We start from the raw sequence: 23,354 nt of genomic DNA, 5'->3' as shown, positions 1-23,354 counted from the left end.
GCTCGTGAAGACCCTTGTGCTCGGCAACGGCGGCCGCGAACACGCGCTGCTCACCGCCCTCTCCCGTGATCCGCAGGTCAGCGCCCTCCACGCGGCGCCCGGCAACGCCGGCATGGCCGACCTCGCCACCCTCCACGCCGTCGAGGCCACCGACCCGGCCGCCGTCGTGGCGCTCGCGCGCGAGCTGGGGGCCGACCTCGTCGTCGTCGGACCCGAGGCCCCGCTGGCCGCCGGCGTCTCCGACGCCCTGCGCGAGGCCGGGTTCGCCGTGTTCGGCCCCTCGCAGGCCGCCGCGCAGCTCGAGGCGTCCAAGGCCTTCGCCAAGGAGGTCATGGCCGCCGCGGGCGTGCCCACCGCCGGCTCCCGCGTGTGCACCACCGCCGCGGAGGCCGCCGCCGCCCTCGACGAGTTCGGCGCCCCGCACGTCGTCAAGGACGACGGTCTGGCCGCGGGCAAGGGCGTCGTGGTCACCTCCGACCGCGCCGAGGCCCTCGCCCACGCCGAGGCCTGCTTCGCCGCCGGCGGCACCGTGGTGATCGAGGACTTCCTGGACGGCCCCGAGGTCTCCCTCTTCGTGATCTGCGACGGCGAGGCCGCCGTCGCCCTCACCCCCGCCCAGGACTTCAAGCGCATCCACGACGGCGACGCCGGCCCCAACACCGGCGGCATGGGCGCGTACACGCCGCTGCCGTGGCTGCCCGAGGGCTTCACGGACGAGGTCATGGACCGCGTGGCCCGCCCCGTGCTCGCCGAGATGGCCCGCCGCGGCACCCCGTTCACGGGCGTGCTGTTCTGCGGCCTGGCCGTGACCGCCGAGGGCGTGGAGGTCATCGAGTTCAACGTGCGCTTCGGCGACCCCGAGACCCAGGCCGTGCTCGCCCGCCTCGAGACGCCCCTGGGCGGGCTGCTCGCCGACGCCGCGGCCGGCCGGCTCGGCGCGGACCGTCGACTCGAGTGGAGCGACGACGTCGCCGTGGACGTGGTCATGGCCTCGGCCGGCTACCCGGCCTCCTCCTCGAAGGGCGACGTGATCACCGGGCTGGCCGACGCGGCTGGCCTCGAGGGCGTGCACGTGATCCACGCGGGCACCGCGGTGTCCGGTGAGGACGTGGTGACGGCGGGCGGCCGGGTGCTGGCCGTCGTCGGGCGCGGGGCGGACCTGGCCCAAGCGCGCGAGCGCGCCTACGCGGGCGTCGAGCGCATCCGGTTCGACGGCGCCCAGTGGCGCACGGACATCGGACTCAAGGCCGAGCGCGGCGAGATCACCGTGCCGGGGACGGAGGGAGCGAAGTGAGCGGGGAGCGCGTGGGGTTCACGGGGGCCGAGGCCCTCGAGCTGCCGGGCTGGCGGCACGTCTACTCGGGCAAGGTGCGGGACCTGTACGAGCCCGCTGACGCCGAGCCGGGGCGGTCCGCGACGCTGCTCGTGGTGGCCTCCGACCGGATCAGCGCCTACGACCACGTGCTGGAGCCGCCGATCCCGGACAAGGGCGCCATCCTCACCCGGCTGACCCTGTGGTGGTTCGAGAAGCTGGCCGAGGGCTACAACGGGGCCCACGCCGAGCCGGTCGAGCACCACGTGGTGAGCGCGGACGTGCCCGCGGCCGTGGCCGGGCGGGCGATGATCGTCAAGCGCCTGGACATGTTCCCCGTGGAGTGCATCGCCCGCGGCTACCTGACCGGCTCCGGCCTGGCCGAGTACCGCGCGTCGGGCACGGTGGCCGGCCTGCCGCTGCCCGCCGGGCTCGTGGACGGCTCGCGGGTCGACCCGCCGATCTTCACGCCGTCCGCGAAGGCCGAGGTCGGCGAGCACGACGAGAACATCACGTTCGAGCAGATGGTCGAGCGCGTGGGCACCGAGGCCGCCGAGCGCCTGCGGTTCCTCACCCTGGACCTGTACGCCCGCGCCGAGGCGATCGCCCGCGAGGCCGGCATCATCCTGGCGGACACGAAGGTCGAGTTCGGTGTGGACCCTGCCACCGGCCAGGTGGTGCTGGGCGACGAGGTCCTCACCCCGGACTCCTCCCGGTTCTGGGACGCCAGGGACTACGAGCCCGGCCGCCCCCAGGCGAGCTTCGACAAGCAGTTCGTCCGCGACTGGCTCACGGGCCCCGACTCCGGCTGGGACAAGACCAGCGGGGAGGCCCCGCCGGAGCTGCCCGCCGACGTCGTGGCCAAGACCCGCGACCGCTACGTGGAGGCGTACGAGCGCCTGACGGGCCGCCCCTTCGACGCCTGACCCGCACTTTCGAACGTGGGGTAGGCCCTCTGCCACGTTCGAAAGCGCGTCGGGCGCGCCACCCGTCAGGCGAGCGAGTCCTCCCAGGCCCGGTGCAGCGCCGCGAACCGCCCGTCGGCCGCCACCAGCTCGGCGGGGCTGCCGTCCTCGACGATCCGGCCGTCGTGCATCACGAGCACCCGGTCGGCGGTCTCGACGGTGCTGAGCCGGTGGGCGATGATCAGGGCCGTCCGGTTCCCCAACAGCCGCTCCAGCCCGGCCTGCACGAGTCGCTCGCTCGGCAGGTCCAGCGACGACGTCGCCTCGTCCAGGATCAGCACGGCGGGGTCCGCGAGGAACGCCCGCGCGAACGACACGAGCTGCCGCTGTCCCGCGCTCAGCCGCCCGCCGCGCTTGGCGACGTCGGTCGCGTAGCCCTCGGGCAGCCCCAGGATGAAGTCGTGCGCCCCCACCGCCCGGGCGGCCGCCTGGATCTCGGCCTCGGTGGCGTCGGGCCGGCCGAGGGCGATGTTCTCCGCGATCGACCCGGAGAACAGGAACGCCTCCTGGGTCACCATCACCACGTTGCGCCGCAGATCCGCCTGGCTGAGCTCGCGCAGCTCCACCCCGTCCAGCGTCAGCGAGCCGGCAGAGACGTCGTAGAACCGGGCGATGAGCTTGGCCAGCGTCGACTTGCCCGCACCCGTCTGGCCCACCACGGCCACGGTCTGCCCGGCCGGGATCACGAGGTCGAACTCCGGCAGCACCACCCGGTCCGGTCCGTAGCTGAACACCGCGTCCCGGAACTCCACCCGCCCGGACGCCACGCCCGTCCCCGGAGCGTCGGCCCCGGGCAGCGGCGTGGGCTCGGCGGCCTCCACCACGGTGGGCTCCTCCTCGAGCAGGCCGGAGACCTTCTCGAGCGCCGCCGTCGCGGACTGCAGCGACGAGTAGAACATCGCCACCATCTCCATGGGCTGGAACACGCGCCGTCCGGCCAGCAGGAGCGCCACGAGCACCCCCACCTCGAGGTCGCCGTCGAGGACGCGCAGGCCCCCGGTCACGAGCAGCGCCGCCACCGTCAGGTTGCCCGTCGCCACGAGCACCGGCTGCAGGATGCCGAACAGGTTGAGCGTGGCCACCATGTCGTCCCGGTAGGCCGTGGCCAAGTCGCGGTACCGCGCGTCGTTGTCCCGTTCCCGCCGGAAGGCCTGGACCGCGCGGATGCCGGTCATGGTCTCCACGAAGTGCACGATCGACCGCGCCGAGGACACCCGCGACCGCCGGTACGCCTCCTCGGACCGCACCTGGTACCAGCGCGTCACGATCGCCACCGGCACGGCCGCACCCAGCAGCACGAGGAACGACGGCGGGTCCAGCAGCAGGATGGACGCCGCGGTGAACGACATGAACATCAGCCCGGACACGAGCGAGGACACGCCCTGGTCCAGCAGCTCCCGCAGCGCCTCCAGGTCCGAGGTCTGCCGCGAGATCACCCGCCCGGACGTGTACCGCTCGTGGAAGCCGAGGCTCAGCCGCTGCGTGTGCCGGAACACGCGCAGCCGCAGGCTCAGCAGCATGGCCTGGCTCGCCCGCGCGGTGAGCCACGTGTACGCCCCCAGGAGGCCGCCGGAGATGAGGGCCGCCGCCACGTACGCCCCGCCCACGGGGACGAGGATGGGCCAGACGGATTCGTCGGCCCGCACGGCCTCGACGACGCGCGGCAGCTCCGCGTCGATCGCCCAGGCGATGATCAGCGGCCCGGCCGCCCGCGCCGCGTTGGACACGAGCACGAAGACCACGGTGAGCAGCAGCGTCCCCCGGACCGGCCGCGCGAGCTCGCCGAGCAGCCGGAAGGACCGGCGCCGGATGTGGCGGCGCTCCGCGCGGGTGTAGTCGAGGTCCTCTTCGGCCCCCACGCCGCGCACGCGGCTCACGTCGGCGGCGCTCATGCCTGCTCCTCCGGTCGGCTCGAGATGATGTGCCGGTACACGGCGCTGCGGGCCAGCAGTTCGGGGTGCGTCCCCACGTCCTCGATCCGCCCGTCCGCCAGCACCGCGACCCGGTCCGCCAGGGCCACGGTGGAGGGACGATGCGCCACGATCAGGGTGGTCGTCCCGTCGAGGACCTCGCGCAGGCGCGCGGTCACGGCCTCCTCGGTGCGCACGTCGAGGGCGGAGAGGGGGTCGTCCAGCACGAGCACGTCCGGGCGCGCCGCGATCGCGCGGGCGAGGGCGATCCGCTGGCGCTGTCCGCCGGAGAGGCTGAGGCCCTCCTCGCCGATCTCGGTCTCGACGCCGTCCGCCAGGTCCGCCACGAAGCCCGCCTGCGCGGTCTCGAGCGCGAGGTCGAGCAGGGCGTCCGCCGCGGGGGAGTGGAGGCCGTCCGCGAGCACGTCCGCCGGGGCGCCGAGCAGCACGTTCTGCCGGATGGTCGCGGAGAACAGCGTGGCGTCCTCGAACGCCACGGACACCCGCCGGCGCAGCTCCTCGAGCGGCATCCGGCGCACGTCCACCCCGTCCACGCAGACGGAGCCCGCCGTGACGTCGAGCAGCCGGGGGACCAGCTGCAGCAGCGTCGACTTGCCGGCGCCGGTCGCGCCGACCAGGGCCATCGTCTCGCCGGGCACCAGCTCGAGGTCGACGCCGTCGAGCAGGTCGCGCTCCCCGCGCCCCGGGTCCGCGTCCGGCCAGCGGAAGCGCACCCCGCGGAACGCGAGCGCGCCGGTGGCCGGGGGCACGACGGCGGCCTCCCCGGTGGGCGAGGCGATGTCCACGGGCGTGGCGAGGACGTCCACGTGGCGGTCGATCGCCGTGCGGGCCGAGAGCGTCATGCCCATCAGCTGGCCCACCGACTCGACCGGCCCGGCCAGCACGGCCGCGGTGGCGAAGTAGGCGGCGAGCGCGCCCACTGTCAGCTCCCCGGTCGCCACGAGCCACAGGCCCAGGGCGAGGCCCAGGCCCAGCACCGTCTCCGGCAGGGCCACGATGAGCGCGATGAACCGGGCCAGCACCGAGGCCTTGTGCACCTCGGTGCCCTGCAGCGTGCGGGCGCGCCCGCGGAAGCCGTCGAGGGCGTGCGCGCCGCGGCCGAACGCCTTGAGGACGCGGATGCCGTGCACCGACTCCTCGACGGACGTGGCGAGGTCCCCGGCCTGGTCCTGGGAGAGCCGGGACGCGGCGCGGAAGTCGTTGCGGAACCCGAACGACGCCCACATGATCGGCACGGCCGCGGCGAGGTAGAGCAGGGCCAGCTGCCAGGACAGCAGGAACAGCAGGACGAGGCCGACGGCGATGGCCACCACGTCCACCACGAGCATGACCGAGCCGAACGCGATCCACCGCCGCAGCAGCGAGAGGTCGCCCTGGGCCCGGGAGAGCAGCTGCCCCGAGGGCCACGCGTCGTGGAACGCCACCGGCAGGCGCTGGAGCCGTTCGAACAGGGCGATGCGCGCCCGGTTCTCCACCCCGGCGGCCGGCGGGAGGATGAAGTACCGGCGCAGGCCGATGAACGCGGCCTCGGCGAGGCCGAGCACGGTGAGCAGGCCGGCGGCCCGCCATACGTCCGCGCGGGAGTCGGGGGAGGAGGGCCCGGCGAGCACAGTCTGCGTGAACACGGTGTCCACGAGCAGGTGGATGACCTGCGGGATGGCCAGGGCCACGAGGCCCGCCGCCGTGGCCGAGGCGAGCCCGAGCACCCAGCGCGCCCGCACGCCCTCGAGGTACGGTGCGATCCCGCCCAGGGCGTCACGCAGGGACGAGGCGGCGGGAGAGGTGGCGCGGGTCACGGGGCTCCACTGTACCCGCGGCCGCGGACGGGACAGGCGGCTCAGCCCCGCGGGACCAGGTCCAGCACCACGGCCTCGGGCCGGCACGCGAACCGCACGGGCGCGGACGGCGCGGTCCCCAGGCCGGCCGACACCTCGAGGGGGACGGTCCGCCCCGCGGCCGTCCACGTCGAGACCCCGGAGGCCTGTCGGCGGGGCAGGTCGCAGTTGGTGACGAGCGCGCCGAGGAACGGCACGCACACCTGCCCGCCGTGGGTGTGGCCGGCGAGCAGCAGGTCGGCGCCGTCGGCGGTCATGGCGTCCAGCACGCGGCGGTACGGGGCGTGGGTGACGCCCAGCCGGAACCGCCCGTCGTCGCCGGGCCGCCCGGCGCCGTCGTCGGGCGCGGAGCCGGGGAAGCCGGCCCAGGCGTCCAGACCGAGGTGCGGGTCGTCGGTGCCGGCGGCGAGGACCTCGAGCGTGGTCCCGGCGCGGGTCGGCACGGCCAGAGCGGCGCCCCGGTTCGTCAGGTCGGCCCAGCCGGCGGCGCGGAACGCGCCGAACAGGACGTCGGAGGGAAGCCGGGGCCGGTCCGCGTCCATGCGCGAGGGGCCCGCGAAGTACCGGAGGGGGTTGGCCGCCTTGGGCGCGTAGTAGTCGTTGGAGCCGGGCACGAACACGCCGGGCCGCGCCAGCAGCGGCCCGAGCGCGTCGAGCACGAGCGGCACCGACGCCGCGGCGGACACGTTGTCACCCGTGTTGACCACGAGGTCCGGCTCGAGTGCATCCAATCCGCGCAGCCACGCCCGCTTGGCCCGGTGCCGGGGCAGCAGGTGGATGTCCGAGAGGTGCAGCACCCGCAGCGGCGCCGACCCGGCCGGCAGCACGGCCAGTCGGTGCGTGCGCACCGTCCGGGCCTCGGCCTCGGCGAGGCCCCAGGCCAGGCCGAGGCCCGCCGTCGCGGCCAGCCCGGCGGCGGCAGGCGCTGCGGCGCGGAACATGCGCCGGGCGGGGGAGGCGGCGGGGCGCATCGCGGTCAGAAGCCCGGGACCGCCTCGGGCAACGGCCCGCCCCGGTCCAGGTCGTCGATGGTGAACTGGCGTCCGTCCGGGTGCTCGCCGGCCTCGCCCGGGTCCTCCGACTGCGGGCCGTCCCACTCGGGCAGTTCACCCGGCGGGAACTTCTCCTTGGCCAACTGGTTGTACTCGAGCCAGGACGGGCCGTTGATGGAGGTCGAGTAGAACGGGTTGCGGACCTCGCCGTTGACGGTCTCGCCCGTCATGGACTTCAGGTTGTTGTAGCGGCCGGTCCACACGGCGGTGGCCAGCTTGCTGGTGAATCCGACGAACCACGTGGAGGACACGTTGTCGTTCGTGCCCGTCTTGCCGCCGAACTCGTAGCCGGCGCCCTCCTCGGCGATGTTGAAGCCGCCGATGTGGCGCAGGACCGGCATCAGCTCCCGGACGTGGTCCGGGTCGATGACCTGGTCGCACTGCGGGTCGGCGACGTCGTACTGGTTGCCGGCGGTGTCCGTGACCTCCAGGATGGCGCGCGGCTCGCAGTACAGGCCGTTCGCGGCGATGGCGGCGTACGCGCCGGCCAAGGACAGCGGGGCCACCGAGTCCTTGCCGAGCAGGAAGGACGGGTCGTCCGGCTGCAGCGGGGAGCTGTCCAGGGCGCGGGTGATGCCCAGCTGGGTGGTGAGGCTCGTGATGTCGCACAGGTCCAGCTGGTACGCGGTGGCGACGGTCGGGGTGTTCACGGACCAGAAGAGGCCCTCGTCCACGCGCACCTGCCGCAGCATGCCCGGGATCACGTTCTTGAACTGCCAGGTGCCGCCGATCGTGGTGTAGCCGCCCGGGCGGCACGAGGCCGCGAAGCGCGTGCCCGTGGGGTAGACGTTCCGGGAGGCGTCCACGGAGTCGACCAGGCGGTTGCCGTTGCGCAGCCACGTCAGGGCCACGAAGGGCTTGAGCGTGGAGCCGGCCTGGAAGCCCTGGCCGCCGCCCCACTGCTTGTCCACATTGAAGTTCAGCGAGGTGTGGCCGAGCTCGTCCTGGATGGCGTACTCGGTGTTCTGGGCCATGGTGCGGATGTTGCCGGTGCCGGCCTCCACCGAGGTGAGCGCGTGGCCGGCGCCCAGCGACTCGTTGTTGGGCACGGAGGCGCGCAGGTTCTTCTCGGTCTCCTTCTGGAGCGTCGAGTCGATCGTCGTGCGGATGGTGAGTCCGCCGCGGTCCAGCAGGGCCTGGCGGGACTGGACGTCCGGGCCGAACGTGGGGTCGGCGAGGATCTGCCGCTCCACGTAGTCGCAGAAGTAGGCGCCGAACTTGGCGTAGAGGCAGCCCGAGGGGCGGGACTCCATCACCACCTCCATCGGCTGGGCGACGGCGTGGTCGTACTCCTCCTGGGAGAGGTAGCCGTTGTCCTTCATCGCGTTCAGCACGAGGTTGCGCCGCTCCGTGGCCTCCTCCGGATTGCGGGCCGGGTTGAACCGGGTGGGGGACTGGACCATGCCGGCCAGCGTGGCGGCCTCCCAGCTCTCCAGGTCGGCGGCGGACTTGCCGAACACGTACTGCGAGGCGGCCTCGACGCCGTAGGCGCGGCCGGAGAACAGCACGATGTTGAGGTAGCCCTCGAGGATCTCGTCCTTCGACATCTGCTTCTCGACGGCGACGGCGAGCTTGATCTCCTTGACCTTGTCCGCGATGTTCTTGGAGCCGGAGAGGGTGAGGCGGGAGTCGCCGCGGATCTGCTGCACGTTCACCAGCATGTTGTTCACGAACTGCTGGGTGAGGGTGGAGGCGCCCTGCGTGGAGTCGGAGGTGGCGTTGTTCACGGTCGCGCGGATGAGGCCGCGCGCGTCCACGCCGTCGTGATCGTAGAAGCGCTCGTCCTCGATGGCCACGATCGCGTGCTGCATGTGCTCCGAGATCTCGTCCAGCGGGACCGGGGTGCGGTTCTCCTCGTAGAAGACGGCGATCTCCTCACCGTCCTCCGAGAGGATGCGCGACGGCACGGAGACCGGCTCCGTGGGCAGCTCGTCCGGCAGCTCGTCCAGCATCTCCCGGCCCGACGCGGCGGCGACACCGGCCAGGCCCGCGACGGGCAGCAGGAGGGCCGCCACGAGCAGGCCGGCCACCGCCGAGAGGCCCACGAAGGCGAGGAGGCGGCCGAGGGCGCTCGAGGGCGCGGGGAAGCGGGTCGTGCGGGAGGCCATGGGCGCGAGTGTAGCGCGGGCGCCTGGGACCTCTTCCGGGGTCCGCGCCGGTGGCTAGGGTGGGTCCCATGACTCAGCAGACGCAGTGGGAGTACGCCACGATCCCCCTCCTCATCCACGCGACCAAGCAGATCCTCGACCAGTGGGGCGAGGACGGCTGGGAGCTCGTCACGGTGATCCCGGGCCCCGAGGGGAACAACCCCGTGGCCTACCTCAAGCGTCCGAAGGCGGCGTGAACGTGACGGAGCAGTCCTCGGCCCCCACCTGGGGCGACGGCGCCGTCGCGGCCCGCCTCGCGGAGCTCGGCATCGACCGACCCGCCGTCGCGGCGCCGGTCGGCTCCTACGTCCCGGCGCTGCGGGACGGCGACCTCGTGCTGACCTCCGGCCAGCTCCCCTTCGTGGCCGGCGCCCTGCCCGCCACCGGCAAGGTGGGCGCGGAGGTCACCCCCGAACGCGCCCAGGAGCTCGCGCGGGCATGCGCCGTGAACGCGGTGGCCGCGGTGCACGAGCTGGTGGGCGACCTGGACCGGGTCGCCCAGGTCGTCAAGGTCGTCGGCTTCGTGGCCTCCGACCCCGCGTTCACCGGTCAGCCCGGCGTGGTGAACGGCGCCTCGGACGTGCTGGCCGAGATCTTCGGCGAGGCCGGCCGCCACGCGCGCTCCGCCGTCGGCGTGGCCGTGCTGCCCATGGACGCTCCCGTCGAGGTGGAGATCACCGTCCGTGTCCGCTGACCCGGCCGGCCTGCTGCTGCCGGTCCCGGGGCAGGAGGAGGACCTCACCCGCCAGTGGCTGGACCGGCGCTTCCGCCAGGTCCGCCCCGCCCGGCCCGGGTCGTCCGTCGTGCTCGTGCGGGACGGCGACGACGGCCCGGAGGTCTTCCTCCGTCACCGCGCGGGACGCACCCCGCTCGGCCGCGTGGGTCTGCCCGGCGGCGCGCTCATCGAGTCCGACGCCGACTCCTGCCCGTGGTACGGGCCCGAGCCCTCCCAGTGGGCCCGCACGTTCGGGACCACGGACCGGCGGCGTGCGCGGCAGCACGTGGTGGCCGCCGTCCGTGAGCTCCACGACGAGGCCGGAGTGCTCCTCGCCGGTCGCTCCGACACGGACGTCGTGTCCACGGCGCGCATCGAGACCTGGGGCGGGGGCCGCAGCTCCCTCGAGGAGGGCTCGGAGAGTCTGCCCCATCTGCTGGCCGCGCGTGGCCTCGGGGTGCGCGCCGACCTGCTGCGCCCCGTCATGCGCTGGCGATCCGCGCCCCACGTCCACCGACGCTTCGACACGGCCGTGTTCGCCACGATGACCCCACCGCTGCAGTCCGCGCCGGCATCCGAGGAACCCGGTCCCGAACTTCAGGCGTGGGTGTCCGCGCGTCGCGCGCTCGCCGGCCCGCTGCGGCTGCCCGGACCCGCCGGGGCGGAGGGCACGGCACCCTTCGACCAGGTGGCGACCCCGCTGACGCAGGTGATCGTGCGTCGGGTCGCGGCACACCGGACGGCCGCCGCCTTCCTGCTCTCCGTCACGCCCTGTGCCCGGCGCGGCCCCGTGCCGGAATACCACCTGGTCACCGAGGCCGGCGACGACGGCACCCCCCGGATGCGCGTGGAGCGGGCCACCCGGGTCTGACCGGGGTGGCCCGCTCCACGGCGGCGGGGGGCGTCAGCGCGAACGCTGGCGCAGACGCTGCAGGTCCAGGATGACCACGGCGCGGTTCTCCAGGCGGATCCAGCCGCGCTGAACGAACTCGGCCAGGGCCTTGTTCACGGTCTCGCGGGACGCGCCCACCAGCTGGGCGAGCTCCTCCTGCGTGAGGTCGTGCGCCACCAGCAGGCCGTCCGCGGCCGGGCGGCCGAAGCGGTCCGCGAGGTCCAGGAGCGCCTTGGCCACGCGGCCCGGCACGTCCGAGAACACCAGGTCCGCCAGGGATTCGTTGGTCTTGGACAGGCGCTGGGCCAGGGCCTGGAGCAGCTGGACCGACACGTCCGGCGACGAGGCGATGGCGCGGCGCAGGTTCTCATGGCGCAGACCGGCCAGGCGCGTGGCGGAGACCGCGGTGGCGGTGGCGTTGCGCGGGGCGGGGTTGAACAGGGCCATCTCGCCGAAGATCTCGCCGGGGCCGAGCACGGCCACGAGGTTCTCGCGGCCGTCCGAAGCGGTGCGGCCGAGCTTGATCTTGCCGGACATGATCACGTACAGCTGATCGCCCTGGTCGCCCTCGTGGAACGCGGACGCGCCGCGGGAGAGCTCCACCTCGGTCAGCTCCGAGGTGAGGATGGCGAACACCTCGTCGTCCAGGTTGGTGAACAGCGGAGCCTTCCGCAGAACCTCGAGATCCATGTGTGCGTGTCCTCTCTGTGGGCAGTTCCTCACACCGCGGCGGAGGAGCCGCCCGGTTCACTGGCGTCCATTGTGCCCCATACCCCCGTGCGGGCCGATACCCTGGATCCTCCACCGGGCGCGCGGGCGGTCCCCGTGCGTGGCCGGTGCCGTCGCATCCGAAGGAGGTCGCCCATGCCGCTGGGTCTGACGTGGCTGGACGTCCTGCTCATCGTCGCGCTGGCGATGCTCCTGGTCCAGGGCCACCGTCGCGGCCTGTGGGTGGTGCTGGGCAACCTCGTCGGCCTGGTCGGCGGTGCCGCGATCGCGTTCTACGCCCTGCCGGAGGTGGCGGAGTTCGTCACCGCGCCGCAGTGGCGGTGGGCCGCGCTGATCGCCACCCTCGTCCTGCTCGTGGCGGCGGGCCAGTACGTGGGCGCCGCCATCGGCGAGGCGATCCGGCTGCGCGTGAACCTGCCGGCCCTGCGACTCGTCGACCGCCTGCTCGGCGCGCTCGCCGCCGGTCTCGCGGGCGCCCTCGTCCTCTGGCTCGTGGCGTTCTCCATCGCGGCCTCCGGCTCCACCGCGGTCACCCGTGAGGTGAACCGCTCGCAGGTGATCACGGCGCTGGACACCGTGATGCCCGACTCGCTCCTGGCCTGGGCCGCCCGCTCGCGCTCCGCCGTCGCCGACCTGGACGTGCTGCCGGAGCTCGAGCTGCCCGCCCCCGTCCCGGAGTCCGACGACGGCGTCCGCGCCGCCCCGGCCCCGGCCGCGACGCCGGGTCTGCCCTCGGCCGCCTCCTCCCCGTCCGACACCGCGACGTCCGCCCCGTCCGCCTCGGCGACCCCCGAGGAGCCCGACGACGCCGCCGCGGCGTCGTCGTCCACGGCCGCCGCGCCGTCGGCCACGACGACCGCCCCCGCCTCGTCGACGTCGACGGCCGCCCCCTCGACTCCCGCCGCCTCCTCGGCGTCGGCCGCCGTCGTCCGGCTGACCGGCACGGCCGCGCAGTGCAACCAGGTGCAGAGCGGCTCGGGCGTGGCCGTGGCCCCGGACCGCGTGCTCACGAACGCGCACGTGGTCCTCGGCGTGGACGCCCCCACCGTGACGGACCGCGCCCGCGGCGTGCACGCGGCGCGGATCGTCCACCTGGACACGGCGCACGACCTCGCCGTCCTGGCGGTCGACGACGCGAACCTGCCCGTCATGCCGGTCGGCGCCGAGCTGACGGGCGGCGCGTCGGCCTCCGTCCTGGGCTATCCCGACGGCGGCCCGTTCGCCTCCACCCCCGCGACCGTGCAGGCCGTCGGCGAGGTGCCGCTCGGCGACGTCCTGACCGGTGCCGCGAGCATGGTGGACGTCTACACCCTCGCGGCGGACATCCGCCACGGCTACTCGGGCGGCCCGGTGGTGGACACGGCCGGGAACCTGGCCGGTCTGGTGTTCGCCCGGGCCCCGGGCTCGGACGCCGTCGGCTACGCCCTGACGGCGGACACCATCGCCCCCGTCGTCGCCGCGGCCCCGGGGATGACGGCCACGGTCCCCTCGGGGGACTGCGTCCCGGGCGGCTGAGCCGGCGCCGCGCCACGCGCCTGACGCCCGCATTCCGGACCGGACTGTCCGGCAACGGCCCGCGTCGACTATTGTGGCATCCGTCACACTCGAGTTTCCCCGACCCTCGGAGGTCCTGCATGTCCAGCACCGTCTCCGCGCCCGCCACGGCGCCGAAGCGCACCCGGGAGGAGTTCGCCGGCCGGTGGGCCTTCATCCTGGCGGCCATCGGCTCCGCCGTGGGCCTCGGCAACATCTGGCGCTTCCCCTACGTCGCCTATGAGAACGGCGGCGGCGCGTTCGTCATCCCCTACCTGATCGCGCTGCTCACCGCGGGCATCCCGCTCCTGTTCTTCGACTACGCGATCGGCCACCGCTTCCGCGGCTCCGCGCCGCTGGCGTTCCGGCGCCTGTCCCGGTGGACCGAGACCGTCGGCTGGTGGCAGGTGCTCATCTGCGTCGTCATCGGGATCTACTACGCTGCGATCATCGGCTGGGCGATCATGTACACCTGGTTCTCCGTGGACCAGCGGTGGGGCGACGACCCGGAGACCTTCCTCATGGGCGACTACCTGCAGGTCGCCGACGACCCGTCCCCGTCCTTCGACGTCGTCTCGGGCGTCTTCTGGCCCATGCTCGCCGTCTGGGTGATCACGCTGCTCATCATGGGCTTCGGCGTGCGCCGGGGCGTGGCCCTGGCCTCGATGGTCGGCATCCCGCTGCTCATCGTGATGTTCCTGGTCCTCGTCGGCATCGCCCTCACCCTGCCGGGCGCCGCCCAGGGCCTGGACGCGCTGTTCACGCCGAACTGGGCCGCGCTCGCGGACCCGGGCGTCTGGATCGCCGCCTACGGTCAGATCTTCTTCTCGCTGTCCGTCGGCTTCGGCATCATGATCACCTACGCCTCCTACCTCAACCGCCGCACGAACCTCACCGGCTCCGGCCTGGTCGTCGGCTTCTCCAACTCGGGCTTCGAGATCCTGGCCGGCATCGGCGTGTTCTCCGCCCTGGGCTTCATGGCGCAGGCCTCCGGCGTGTCCGTGTCCGAGGTGGCCGGCAGCGGCATCGGCCTGGCGTTCATCGCCTTCCCCACCCTGATCTCGCAGGCCCCGCTCGGCGCTCTGATCGGCGTGCTGTTCTTCGGCTCGCTCGTGGTCGCCGGCTTCACCTCGCTGATCTCGATCCTCGAGGTCGTCATCTCCGCCGTGAAGGACAAGCTCGGCTGGGGCCGCTGGACGGCCACGATCGTCGTGATCGGCCTGTCCGGGGTGGTCTCCCTCGCCCTGTTCTCCACCACCACGGGCCTGCAGATGCTCGACACCATGGACGCGTTCGCCAACAACTTCGGCATCGTGGGCGCGGCGCTCCTGTCGGTGCTCCTGGTCACCGGTGCGCTGGGCTCGGCCCGCCGCATCACGGCGCACCTCAACGCCGTCTCCTCCTTCAAGGTCGGCCGCGGGTACGTGCTGCTGATCGGCGTGCTCATGCCGATCGTGCTCGCCTACATCTGGCTCTCCTGGATCATGAAGGTGATCGCGGAGGGCTATGAGGGCTACCCGGGCGACTTCCTCGGCGTCTTCGGCTGGGGCATCGCGCTCGGCTCCGTCGCCCTGGCCGTCCTGCTCTCCCTGATCCCGTGGTCCCGCAAGTCCAACCTCTACGCGGAGGACCTGGACAGCGAGATCCACGGCGACCTCATCCCGCACAACGCCGTGCCCGAGGGCACCGTCCCCACCGGCGCCCTGCCGGTGGTGCCCGTGGCCACCACCCGGAAGGAGCTCTGACCGATGAGCACCGCAGCGATCGTCATGATGTCCCTGGCCATCCTCCTGGTGTGGGGCGGCCTCGCGGTCTCCGCCATCCACCTGCTCCGCCACCCGGACGACTCCTCGGGCGACCTCGCCATCGAGGACGACCTGGCCCCCGCCGTGTGGGAGCGCGAGGATGGCCTTCTCGACGCGCAGCACCGGTGAGACGATGAGGGCCACCGGTCCGTCCGCGGCGGCCCCGTCCGCAGCCCCGGTCGCCGGCGGGGCCGCGGGCGTGGTCTCCACCTCCCTGCCGGTCGTGGCGGTGGACGGGAGCCTGCCGACCCCGCCCTACCGGCAGATCGTGGACGCGGTCCTGGCCGGCGTCACCTCCGGATCCCTCGCCCGCGGGGACCGACTGCCGCCCGTGCGCGCGCTCGCCGCCGAGCTCGGCGTGGCACCGGGCACCGTGGCCCGGGCCTACAAGGAGCTCGAGGCGCACGGCACCATCCGCACCCGGGGGCGCGCGGGCACGTTCGTGGCCGCCTCGGCCGACGCCCGCGCGGACGCCGCGCACCAGGCGGTGCGCCGCTGTCTCGACACCCTGCTCGAGCGCCTCGGCTACACGCCCGACGAGGCCGTGGAGCTGGTCCGCCGGGACGCAGCCGCCCGCGCCTGAGCCGGGCCCGCCCACCGACGACGCCGCCCCGGACCGCACGCAGCGTGCGGTCCGGGGCGGCGTCGTCGTGCCGGCTCAGGCCTTCGGGGCGAGCGTCTCCACGATGCGCTGCATGACCGTGGGGTCGGCCAGCGTGGTGGAGTCGCCCGGGTCGCGGCCCTCGGCCACGTCCTTGAGCAGACGGCGCATGATCTTGCCGGAGCGCGTCTTGGGCAGCTCGGGGACCACGAGCACGCGCTTGGGCTTGGCGATGGGTCCGATGTCCTTGCCCACGTGCTGCCGCAGCTCCTCCTCGACCTCGGCGACGTCGCGGTCGGCCGCGACGGCGACCGCGGTGAGCAGGACGAACGCCACGACCGCCTCGCCCGTGGTCTCATCCTTCGCGCCGACCACCGCGGACTCGGCCACGGACGGGTGCGCCACGAGGGAGGACTCGATCTCGGTGGTGGACAGGCGGTGGCCGGAGACGTTCATGACGTCGTCCACGCGGCCCAGCAGCCAGATGTCGCCGTCCTCGTCGTAGCGGGCGCCGTCGCCGGCGAAGTACATGCCGGGGAAGCGGGACCAGTAGGTCTCCTTGAAGCGCTCCCGGTCGCCCCAGATGCCGCGCAGCATGGACGGCCACGGCTCGCGCACCACGAGGAAGCCCGCGCTCGTGTCCGTCATGGGCTCGCCGAGCTCGTCCACGACCTCCAGCACGACGCCGGGCACCGGCCTCTGGGCGGAACCGGGCTTGAGGGTGGTCACGCCGGGCAGCGGGGTGAGCATGTGGGCGCCTGTCTCGGTCTGCCACCAGGTGTCCACGATGGGGCAGCGGCCGGCGCCGATGACCTCGTGGTACCAGCGCCAGGCCTCCGGGTTGATGGCCTCGCCCACGGAGCCGAGCACGCGCAGGCTGGAGAGGTCGTACTCGTCCGGGATGTGCCGGCCCCACTTCATGAACGTGCGGATCGCCGTCGGCGCCGTGTAGAGGATGCTCACGCCGTACTTCTGCACGATCTCCCACCAGCGGCCCTGGTGCGGGGAGTCCGGGGTGCCCTCGTAGATCACCTGGGTGGCGCCGTTGACCAGCGGCGCATAGGCGACGTAGGAGTGCCCGGTGACCCAGCCGACGTCGGCGGTGCACCAGAAGACGTCCGACTCCGGGTGCAGGTCGAAGGTGTCGTGGTGGGTGGCCGCGGCCTGCACGAGGTAGCCGCCGGTGGTGTGCAGGATGCCCTTCGGCTTCCCGGTGGTACCGGAGGTGTAGAGGATGTAGAGCGGGTGCTCGGCGTCGTGCCACACGAGCTCGTGCTCGTCGGACTGGGCGTCCACGACGTCGTGCCACCACAGGTCGCGGCCCTCGGTCATCTCGACCTCGGCCTCGTTGCGGCGGACCACGAGCACGTGCTCGGCCGTGTGGCCGGGCGCGGAGAGGGCCTGGTCCACGGCGGGCTTGAGCATGGAGGGCTTGCCGCGGCGGAAGGAGCCGTCGGCCGTGACGACGAGCTTGGCCTCGGCGTCGTCCACGCGGGAGCGCAGGGCGTCGGAGGAGAAGCCGCCGAAGACCACGGAGTGGACCGCGCCGATGCGCGCGCACGCGAGCATCGTGATGACGGCCTCGGGGATCATCGGCAGGTAGACGGCCACGCGGTCGCCCTTGGTCACGCCGAGGGACTCGAACGCGTTGGCGGCGCGCCGGACCTCGGCGGCCAGGTCGGCGTAGGTGTAGGTGCGGGTGTCACCGGGCTCGCCCTCGAAGTGGATGGCCACGCGGTCGCCGTGGCCGGCCTCGACGTGGCGGTCCAGGGCGTTGTACGCGGCGTTGGTGGTGCCGCCGACGAACCACTTCGCGAAGGGTGCATCGGACCAGTCCAGGACGTCGGTGAAGTCCTGCTCCCAGTGCAGGACCTCGCGGGCGCGGCGGGCCCAATAGGCCAGGCGGTCCTCGGCGGCCTCCTCGTACAGGTCGGCTCCGGCCACCGCCTGGGCGGCGAACTCGGCCGGGGGCGGGAACGTGGGGATCTGCTCGTCCATCGACGGGGTCCTTTCGGGGTGGTGCGGTCGGTGCGAGACGCGGATGTGACGCGTCCCACACTAGTCTCCCGCCTCAGCATGCCGCGCGCGGCGTCGTCGCCACAAATCTTCGGGTCCTGTGTGTCGCATCGCGCCCGGAAGCGGGGGCCGACCCCGGTGTGGACGTCGGCACGCGCCCCGCTCCCTAGGATGGTCGGACCTGAGCGGATCGCACGAGGGCGGGAGGACGCGCGGATGGAGACGGAGCCGACGGACACGCCGACCGGGGAGACCCGGCTGGCCCTGGTGCGCCGGGCGCGGCGGATCGACCGGATCCTGGCCGAGACGTACCCGTACGCCGTCGCCGAGCTGGACTTCGAGACGCCGTTCGAGCTGCTCGTGGCCACGGTGCTGTCCGCCCAGACCACCGACGTGCGCGTCAACGCGGCCACGCCGGCGCTGTTCGCCCGCTTCCCGGACGCCCACGCGATGGCGGCGGCCACCGAGCCCGAGCTGCAGGAGCTCGTGCGCTCCACGGGGTTCTACCGGAACAAGGCCTCCGCGATCCTGCGGCTGTCCCAGGAGCTCGTGGCCCGGCACGACGGCGAGGTCCCCGCCCGTCTCGAGGACCTCGTGGCGCTGCCCGGGGTGGGGCGCAAGACCGCGTTCGTGGTGCTCGGCAACGCCTTCGGCCAGCCCGGGATCACGGTGGACACGCACGTCGGCCGGCTGGCCCGACGCCTGGGGTTCACGGACGAGACCGACCCGGTGAAGGTGGAGCACGCCGTGGGCGCCCTGTTCCCCCGCCGGGACTGGACGATGCTCTCCCACCGGCTGATCTTCCACGGCCGCCGCGTGTGCCACGCGCGCCGCCCGGCGTGCGGGGCGTGCCCGATCGCCCGCTGGTGCCCGTCCTACGGCGAGGGGGAGACCGACCCCGAGCGGGCGCGCGCCCTGCTCGCCTACGAGCTCAAGCCCGGCCGGGAGGAGCTGCTCGAGCTCCTGCGCGCGGGGCGGACGCGCCGCGAGCTGCGCGCGCTCGGCCACGGACTGGAGGCCTGACCGCCCGGCTGGTCCACCCGCTCAGCCCGCGGTGAGGCCCGCGAGGATCGCGTCGACGGCCCGGCGCGCGTGCACCCCCACGCCCGCGAGCGTGGCCGAGGCGGCCCCGCACCAGTCGTCGTAGCCGAGCAGGTGCAGCCCCGGCACGTCCACCGAGGCGGTCGGCAGCGCACGCTCCGTCGCCGGCGCCCCGGAGGGGCGGCGGGTCAGCTCGAGGCTCCGCAGGTGGCGCAGGTCCGCCCGGAAGCCCGTGCACCAGACGACGTCGTCCACCGGGTGCTCGGTGCCGCGCACCCGGGCCGCGGCGCGGCTGGCGGCGGGCCAGCCGTGGCTCGCGCCGGCGTCGTGGTCCCAGCGGACGCCGTCCGGCGTGAGCGCGGTGGGCGCGGGGACCGCGTGGAGCCCGGCCTCGTCGCGGGCGCGGATCACCGAGGGCACCATGACGATGTCCCCGAGGTCGCCCACGCGCGCCTCGGAGCGGCCCAGCACGCGCGCCGAGGCCCGATCGAAGAGCACCCGCCCGTCCACGTCGTCCGGCATGAACCGGGGCGGACGCCGGGTGGCCCACGTGGTGGCGACACCCGCCAGCAGCAGGTCAGCCGCGATCTGGGCGCCCGAGTTGCCGCCGCCCACCACGAGGACGCGCCGCCCGGCGAACGCGTCGGGGGAGCGGTACGCGGCGGAGTGCCGCTGCGTGCCGCCGAAGCGGTCGGCGCCCGGGAGAGCCGGCACGAACGGGCGGGTGAACGAGCCGGTCGCGGAGACCACGGCCCGGGCGCTCAGGGCCGTGCCGTCCTCGAGCCGCAGGGTGAACGGCGGGGACGCGGCGGCGTCGTGCGTCACCGCCGTGACGCGCACGCCGCGCCGCACCGGCAGCCCGTAGCGGTCCTCGTAGTCGGCCAGGTACGCGACGACGTGCCCGGCGTCCGGGGTGCCGGGGCCGGGCGACGGCGGCATGGGTCGGCCCGGCAGGGAGGAGTGCTCGGCGGGGGAGAACAGGCGCAGGGAGTCCCAGTGGTGCGGCCACGCGCCGCCGGGCTGGGCGGACGCGTCGAGCAGGACGAACGACGGCGCCGGGCCCGCCCGGCGTCCGCGGTCGACGTCCCGCGCGGCCCGCGCCAGGAAGTAGCCGGCCGCCAGTCCGGCCTGGCCGGCGCCGATCACCGCGACGTCCACCGGATCCGGGGACGCGGTGGCCGCCGGGGGCGAGGTCAGGGGAGCCGTCATGCCCCGAGGCTACGACCGGCGACTAGCGTGGGGGCCATGCCTGAGACCCCCGCGAGCCCCCGCCCGACCTCCCGCGACGCCGTCGGGACGTCCGACGCGTCCCTGGCGGGTGCGCGGGACCAGCTGGCGGACCTCGTGGCCCGGTGGGGCGCGGCCCCTGCGGACGCGCCCGGTCACCACGACCCGGTCTCGCTCACCACGGTCCCGCCCGAGGCCGTGCCGATGTGGGGCTTCGACTGGCCCCGGTCCGGCGATCCGCGCCCCTCCGCCGTGCTGATCCTGTTCGGCGCCCTCGACGACGTCCCCGCCCGTCACGACGCCGAGCGCGTGCACCCGCACGTGGACGTGCTGCTGACCCAGCGCGCCGCCACCCTGCGCCAGCACGCCGGGCAGATCGCGTTCCCCGGCGGTCGCGTCGACCCCGAGGACGGCGACGTCGTGGCCACGGCCCTGCGCGAGGCGCAGGAGGAGACCGGCCTGGACCCGGCCGGCGTGGAGGTCCTGGGCGTGCTGCCGGCGGTGCCGGTGGTGGTCTCCGGGCACGTGGTGCACCCGGTGCTCGGGTGGTGGCGGGACCCCAGTCGCGTGGCGGTGGTCGACCAGGCCGAGGCCGCGGCCGTGTTCCGGATGCCGGTCGCGGACCTGGTGGACCCCGCGAACCGGTGCCGCGTGGCCCGGCCCGGCGGCCGCCGCGGCGAGACGCCGGGCTTCCTCGTGGGCGAACGCCTGGTGTGGGGGTTCACGGCGGCGCTGCTCGACCGCGTGCTGGCGCTGCTGGGCTGGGACGTGCCGTGGGACGACTCCCGCGTGCGCGACGCGCGGACCCACCGGATCCTGCGCGACTGACGGCTGCGCGCCGCCGTCCGCTCCTGCACAGGCGCCGGAGGGCGGGCCCGTGTCCCCAGCGGCGGGGCCGGGGGCGCGGGCACCCGGGCGGGACGGTGGACTGGACGGGCCGGCGGCCGCGGACCGCGGCGGCCGCCCCGACCCGCAGGAGGCCCGCCATGCGCCCGTTCGTCCCCGCCGCCCCGGCCCGCCCGCCCCGGGGCCGACGACGCCGCCCCGCCCCGCCCGAGGGCGGCCGGCGGTTCCCGTGGCCCCGCACCGGCCCGGCCGAGCCGGGACGCACGCAGGTCGCCGCGCCGCCGCTCGCCGCACCCGCAGCGGGCCCCGACGGGCTGGACGCCGCCGTCGTGCGCCGGCGCGTGGCCGAGGCCCGTGCGTCGGCCGCGGACGGCGCGGAGCCGCCGCTGGCCCCGCTGATCGCCGAGGCCCTCGACGTGCCGATCGACGACCCGCGCGTGGCGGCGCTGGTCGATGAGCTCGACGGCTTCGGCCCGCTCGCACCCTGGGTGCGCACCCCGGGCGTGACCGACGTGCTCGTGGACGGCGCGGGCGCGGTGTGGACCGACGGGGACGGGGGCCTCGTCCGCCGCCCCGATCGGCTCGACCCCGAGACCGCCCGGGCGCTCGCGGTGCGGCTGCTGCACCGGGCCGGCCGCCGCCTCGACGCGGCGGTGCCGCTGGCCGACGCCCGCGTGGGCGGCGTGCGCGTCCACGCGGTCCTGCCCCCGGTCAGCGGCGGCGGCACCCTGCTGAGCCTGCGGATCCCGGCCGCGGCGACGCCGTCGCTGGCCGCGCTGGCCGACGGCTGGCCGGACGGCGCCCTCTGGGCCGACGCCCTCGAGGCGCTCGTGCGCGACCGCGCCACCGTCCTGGTCAGCGGCGCGACCGGGGCGGGCAAGACCACGCTGCTCTCCGCGGCCCTCGGCCGGGTGCCGGGGGACGAACGGATCGTCGTCGTGGAGGACACGGCCGAGGCCGCGCCCGATCACCCGCACGTGGTCGCCCTGCAGTGCCGCGCCGCCAACGCGGAGGGCGCCGGCGAGGTCGGACTGGCCGAGCTCGTCCGCCACGCCCTGCGGATGCGGCCGGACCGGCTCGTGGTCGGCGAGTGCCGCGGCGCCGAGGTGGCCGACGTCCTCACCGCCCTGAACACCGGCCACCAGGGCGCGTGGGGCACCCTGCACGCCAACGCCGCCGCCGAGGTGCCCGCCCGGTTGACGGCCATGGCCTCCCTGGCCGGCTGGCGGCCCGAGACGGTGGCCGCGCAGGCCCGCGCCGGCGTGGACGCCGTGCTGCACATCGCCCGCGACGGCCACGGGCGGCACCCCGTGGAGCTCGCCGTCCCGGACCTGCGCGCCGACGGGTTCGCCCTGCTGCCCGCCCTCACGTGGCGGCCCGGGACGGAGGCGACGGGCGGGCGGACCGTCGAAGGACCCGGCATGCCCGCGCTCGCGGCCCGGCTGGCGGGGCGGAGCGGCCGGTGAGCGCGACGACGGCGGCCGGGCAGGCACGACGGTCGCGCGCTGGGCGTGCCGAGCCGCTGCTGCCCTGGTGGGCGGGGCGGGCGAGGCCGGAGGAGGAGACGGAGGTGCTCGTCGGCGCGCTGCGCCGCTGGGCCGCCCTCGTCGCGGCCGGCCTGACCGAGGAGCAGGCCTGGCGGGAGACCGCGTGCACCCTGCCCGCCTGCGGGTCGGGCCCGGGCGAGGCGGGTGCCGCATGCTGTGCCCATCACCGCGCCCGACGCCGGGCCGAGGCGCTGGCCTGGGATGTGCCGGCGTCGCATGCGCCGACCGGGGAGGCGGCGCGCGGCGGCGGGACCCTGCCCTGGCGGACCCCCGCACGGGACCCGGGCTGGGCGCTGGTCGACGCGGCGCTCGCGGCCGGGGCCCGGGCGGGTGCCGCTCCCGCTGCCGTGGCCCGGCGGCTGGCCCACAGTCTCGAGGCGGACGTGGACGCGGCCCGGGCCCGCCGCTCGGCCGCGGCGGGGCCGGGCGCGACGTCCCGACTGCTGCAGTGGCTGCCCCTGGGCGGCCTCGGCCTCGCGTGGCTGCTCGGCACCTCCCCGTGGGACCTGGCCCGCTCGCCCTTCGGTGCCGTGGTCGCCGCGGTGGGGCTGCTGTTCTGGCTGGCCGGGCGGTCCTGGACGCGCCTGCTGCTGCGTGCTGCCGCGCGCGAACCGGCGGCGGTGGGCGCCGCCGTCGTGCTGGACGTGTTGGCGGCGCTGCTCAGCGCCGGCCGATCCCTGCCCGCCGCGCTGGACGACCTCGGCCGAACCCTGCCGGGCGCCCGCGGCCTGCGCGCCACGGCGGCGCTGCTGCTCTGGGGCCGGGACTGGGACGAGGCGTGGGCGGGGCTCGACACGGACCCGGTGTGGATCGAGACCGCCGCCCGGCTGCGGCCGCTGCACCGGTCCGGGATGGCCGGCGCCCGCACGCTGGCCGAGACCGCCGCCGCCGTCCGTCAGCAGACCCGGCGGGCCGATGAACGGGCGGCCGAGGAGCTCGCCGTGCGCCTGGTGATGCCGCTGGGGCTGTGCCTGCTGCCGGCCTTCGTGTGCTGGGGCGTGGTGCCCGTCGTCATGGCCCTGCTCGGGGCGGGACCGGGCTGAGGCGGCGGCGACGCCGGGGCGTCCGGTCCTGCACAGGGCCCCGATCGCCCCGGCCCATCCCCGGATCCGCGCCGCCCCCGGCGCGCGAGCCCCGGAGCGGGCCAGCCTGGGACCAGC

Annotated in this window: 20 protein-coding genes; 13 read left to right on the top strand and 7 right to left on the bottom strand. The window is 75.0% G+C overall.

All coding sequences use genetic code 11. The features are described 5' to 3' along the window. Positions 1 to 4: 4 nt before the first annotated feature. The gene (purD, locus tag DE149_RS01605) at positions 5 to 1,294 is read left to right on the top strand and encodes a phosphoribosylamine--glycine ligase (RefSeq protein ID WP_036314263.1); all 1,290 of its coding nucleotides are present in this window, start codon (positions 5 to 7) and stop codon (positions 1,292 to 1,294) included. Further along, positions 1,291 to 2,238, top strand: a complete 948-nt coding sequence (locus tag DE149_RS01600; protein ID WP_036314265.1) for a phosphoribosylaminoimidazolesuccinocarboxamide synthase — start codon at positions 1,291 to 1,293, stop codon at positions 2,236 to 2,238. The genes purD and DE149_RS01600 overlap by 4 nt, the downstream gene beginning before the upstream one ends. Before the next feature lie 65 nt (positions 2,239 to 2,303). Here the strand turns inward: DE149_RS01600 and DE149_RS01595 are convergent, their stop codons facing one another. From DE149_RS01595 to DE149_RS01580, 4 genes are read right to left on the bottom strand one after another with little or no spacing between them, the layout of a single operon-like run. Beyond that, complete coding sequence (locus tag DE149_RS01595; protein WP_036314267.1) at positions 2,304 to 4,169, bottom strand: ABC transporter ATP-binding protein; 1,866 nt, start codon at positions 4,167 to 4,169, stop codon at positions 2,304 to 2,306. Further along, positions 4,166 to 6,004: an ABC transporter ATP-binding protein gene (locus DE149_RS01590; protein ID WP_113913829.1), complete on the bottom strand. Its 1,839-nt coding sequence runs from the start codon at positions 6,002 to 6,004 to the stop codon at positions 4,166 to 4,168. The genes DE149_RS01595 and DE149_RS01590 overlap by 4 nt, the downstream gene beginning before the upstream one ends. A 41-nt stretch (positions 6,005 to 6,045) precedes the next feature. Next, on the bottom strand, positions 6,046 to 7,014 hold the full coding sequence (locus DE149_RS01585; RefSeq protein ID WP_036314271.1) for a metallophosphoesterase: 969 nt from the start codon (positions 7,012 to 7,014) through the stop codon (positions 6,046 to 6,048). 5 nt (positions 7,015 to 7,019) lie between these two features. Further along, on the bottom strand, positions 7,020 to 9,203 hold the full coding sequence (locus DE149_RS01580) for a transglycosylase domain-containing protein (protein ID WP_101967374.1): 2,184 nt from the start codon (positions 9,201 to 9,203) through the stop codon (positions 7,020 to 7,022). 68 nt (positions 9,204 to 9,271) lie between these two features. On the opposite strand from DE149_RS01580, the gene DE149_RS01575 reads away from it, so the two are divergent. From DE149_RS01575 to DE149_RS01565, 3 genes are read left to right on the top strand one after another with little or no spacing between them, the layout of a single operon-like run. After that, entirely contained in the window at positions 9,272 to 9,439 is a 168-nt protein-coding gene (locus DE149_RS01575; RefSeq protein ID WP_010080276.1) for a DUF4177 domain-containing protein, read from the top strand. Beyond that, positions 9,436 to 9,936: a RidA family protein gene (locus DE149_RS01570; protein ID WP_020628330.1), complete on the top strand. Its 501-nt coding sequence runs from the start codon at positions 9,436 to 9,438 to the stop codon at positions 9,934 to 9,936. The genes DE149_RS01575 and DE149_RS01570 overlap by 4 nt, the downstream gene beginning before the upstream one ends. Beyond that, the gene (locus DE149_RS01565; protein WP_049144836.1) at positions 9,926 to 10,828 is read left to right on the top strand and encodes a hypothetical protein; all 903 of its coding nucleotides are present in this window, start codon (positions 9,926 to 9,928) and stop codon (positions 10,826 to 10,828) included. The genes DE149_RS01570 and DE149_RS01565 overlap by 11 nt, the downstream gene beginning before the upstream one ends. Before the next feature lie 33 nt (positions 10,829 to 10,861). On the opposite strand, the gene DE149_RS01560 is transcribed toward DE149_RS01565, so the two are convergent. Further along, the gene (locus DE149_RS01560) at positions 10,862 to 11,539 is read right to left on the bottom strand and encodes a Crp/Fnr family transcriptional regulator (RefSeq protein ID WP_002854021.1); all 678 of its coding nucleotides are present in this window, start codon (positions 11,537 to 11,539) and stop codon (positions 10,862 to 10,864) included. 174 nt (positions 11,540 to 11,713) lie between these two features. On the opposite strand from DE149_RS01560, the gene DE149_RS01555 reads away from it, so the two are divergent. The 4 genes from DE149_RS01555 (at position 11,714) to DE149_RS01540 (ending at position 15,499) form a co-directional block, all read left to right on the top strand. Then, positions 11,714 to 13,093 carry a MarP family serine protease gene (locus DE149_RS01555; protein WP_044658872.1) on the top strand — a complete coding sequence of 460 codons (1,380 nt, stop codon included), beginning with the start codon at positions 11,714 to 11,716 and terminating at the stop codon, positions 13,091 to 13,093. Between the two features lie 119 nt (positions 13,094 to 13,212). Next, positions 13,213 to 14,856: a sodium-dependent transporter gene (locus DE149_RS01550; protein WP_044658873.1), complete on the top strand. Its 1,644-nt coding sequence runs from the start codon at positions 13,213 to 13,215 to the stop codon at positions 14,854 to 14,856. Between the two features lie 3 nt (positions 14,857 to 14,859). Continuing rightward, positions 14,860 to 15,045: a methionine/alanine import family NSS transporter small subunit gene (locus DE149_RS01545; protein ID WP_044658874.1), complete on the top strand. Its 186-nt coding sequence runs from the start codon at positions 14,860 to 14,862 to the stop codon at positions 15,043 to 15,045. After that, complete coding sequence (locus DE149_RS01540; protein ID WP_044658875.1) at positions 15,017 to 15,499, top strand: GntR family transcriptional regulator; 483 nt, start codon at positions 15,017 to 15,019, stop codon at positions 15,497 to 15,499. Before DE149_RS01545 ends, DE149_RS01540 begins: the two co-directional genes overlap by 29 nt. Positions 15,500 to 15,574: 75 nt before the next feature. On the opposite strand, the gene acs is transcribed toward DE149_RS01540, so the two are convergent. Beyond that, on the bottom strand, positions 15,575 to 17,515 hold the full coding sequence (acs, locus tag DE149_RS01535; RefSeq protein WP_044658877.1) for an acetate--CoA ligase: 1,941 nt from the start codon (positions 17,513 to 17,515) through the stop codon (positions 15,575 to 15,577). A 234-nt stretch (positions 17,516 to 17,749) separates the two neighbouring features. Here acs and nth point away from each other — a divergent pair, with 234 nt between their 5' ends. Next, positions 17,750 to 18,556, top strand: a complete 807-nt coding sequence (gene nth / locus DE149_RS01530; protein WP_036314290.1) for an endonuclease III — start codon at positions 17,750 to 17,752, stop codon at positions 18,554 to 18,556. A gap of 21 nt (positions 18,557 to 18,577) precedes the next feature. Here nth and DE149_RS01525 read toward each other — a convergent pair whose 3' ends face one another. Beyond that, positions 18,578 to 19,783, bottom strand: a complete 1,206-nt coding sequence (locus DE149_RS01525; RefSeq protein WP_078026141.1) for an NAD(P)-binding domain-containing protein — start codon at positions 19,781 to 19,783, stop codon at positions 18,578 to 18,580. Positions 19,784 to 19,819: 36 nt separating this feature from the next. Here DE149_RS01525 and DE149_RS01520 point away from each other — a divergent pair, with 36 nt between their 5' ends. The 3 genes from DE149_RS01520 to DE149_RS01510 all read left to right on the top strand — a co-directional run bounded on the left by DE149_RS01520 (position 19,820) and on the right by DE149_RS01510 (position 23,237). Beyond that, positions 19,820 to 20,629: a CoA pyrophosphatase gene (locus tag DE149_RS01520; protein ID WP_113913828.1), complete on the top strand. Its 810-nt coding sequence runs from the start codon at positions 19,820 to 19,822 to the stop codon at positions 20,627 to 20,629. Between the two features lie 158 nt (positions 20,630 to 20,787). After that, the gene (locus DE149_RS01515) at positions 20,788 to 22,113 is read left to right on the top strand and encodes a CpaF family protein (protein WP_113913827.1); all 1,326 of its coding nucleotides are present in this window, start codon (positions 20,788 to 20,790) and stop codon (positions 22,111 to 22,113) included. Next, entirely contained in the window at positions 22,110 to 23,237 is a 1,128-nt protein-coding gene (locus tag DE149_RS01510; protein ID WP_233490683.1) for a type II secretion system F family protein, read from the top strand. The genes DE149_RS01515 and DE149_RS01510 overlap by 4 nt, the downstream gene beginning before the upstream one ends. The last annotated feature ends 117 nt before the right edge of the window (positions 23,238 to 23,354 follow it).

This window comes from Micrococcus sp. KT16 (assembly GCF_003315015.1).
GTDB lineage: Bacteria > Actinomycetota > Actinomycetes > Actinomycetales > Micrococcaceae > Micrococcus > Micrococcus luteus.
This window is presented reverse-complemented; position numbering and strand designations above follow the sequence as displayed.

Coding starts and splice junctions, on each gene's coding strand:
- DE149_RS01550 (WP_044658873.1), top strand. CDS start 13,213: ATGTCCAGCACCGTCTCCGCGCCCGCCACGGCGCCGAAGCGCACCCGG.
- DE149_RS01560 (WP_002854021.1), bottom strand. CDS start 11,539: ATGGATCTCGAGGTTCTGCGGAAGGCTCCGCTGTTCACCAACCTGGAC.
- DE149_RS01545 (WP_044658874.1), top strand. CDS start 14,860: ATGAGCACCGCAGCGATCGTCATGATGTCCCTGGCCATCCTCCTGGTG.
- acs (WP_044658877.1), bottom strand. CDS start 17,515: ATGGACGAGCAGATCCCCACGTTCCCGCCCCCGGCCGAGTTCGCCGCC.
- DE149_RS01575 (WP_010080276.1), top strand. CDS start 9,272: ATGACTCAGCAGACGCAGTGGGAGTACGCCACGATCCCCCTCCTCATC.
- DE149_RS01580 (WP_101967374.1), bottom strand. CDS start 9,203: ATGGCCTCCCGCACGACCCGCTTCCCCGCGCCCTCGAGCGCCCTCGGC.
- DE149_RS01595 (WP_036314267.1), bottom strand. CDS start 4,169: ATGAGCGCCGCCGACGTGAGCCGCGTGCGCGGCGTGGGGGCCGAAGAG.
- DE149_RS01540 (WP_044658875.1), top strand. CDS start 15,017: ATGGCCTTCTCGACGCGCAGCACCGGTGAGACGATGAGGGCCACCGGT.
- DE149_RS01555 (WP_044658872.1), top strand. CDS start 11,714: ATGCCGCTGGGTCTGACGTGGCTGGACGTCCTGCTCATCGTCGCGCTG.
- DE149_RS01525 (WP_078026141.1), bottom strand. CDS start 19,783: ATGACGGCTCCCCTGACCTCGCCCCCGGCGGCCACCGCGTCCCCGGAT.
- DE149_RS01585 (WP_036314271.1), bottom strand. CDS start 7,014: ATGCGCCCCGCCGCCTCCCCCGCCCGGCGCATGTTCCGCGCCGCAGCG.
- DE149_RS01520 (WP_113913828.1), top strand. CDS start 19,820: ATGCCTGAGACCCCCGCGAGCCCCCGCCCGACCTCCCGCGACGCCGTC.
- nth (WP_036314290.1), top strand. CDS start 17,750: ATGGAGACGGAGCCGACGGACACGCCGACCGGGGAGACCCGGCTGGCC.
- DE149_RS01515 (WP_113913827.1), top strand. CDS start 20,788: ATGCGCCCGTTCGTCCCCGCCGCCCCGGCCCGCCCGCCCCGGGGCCGA.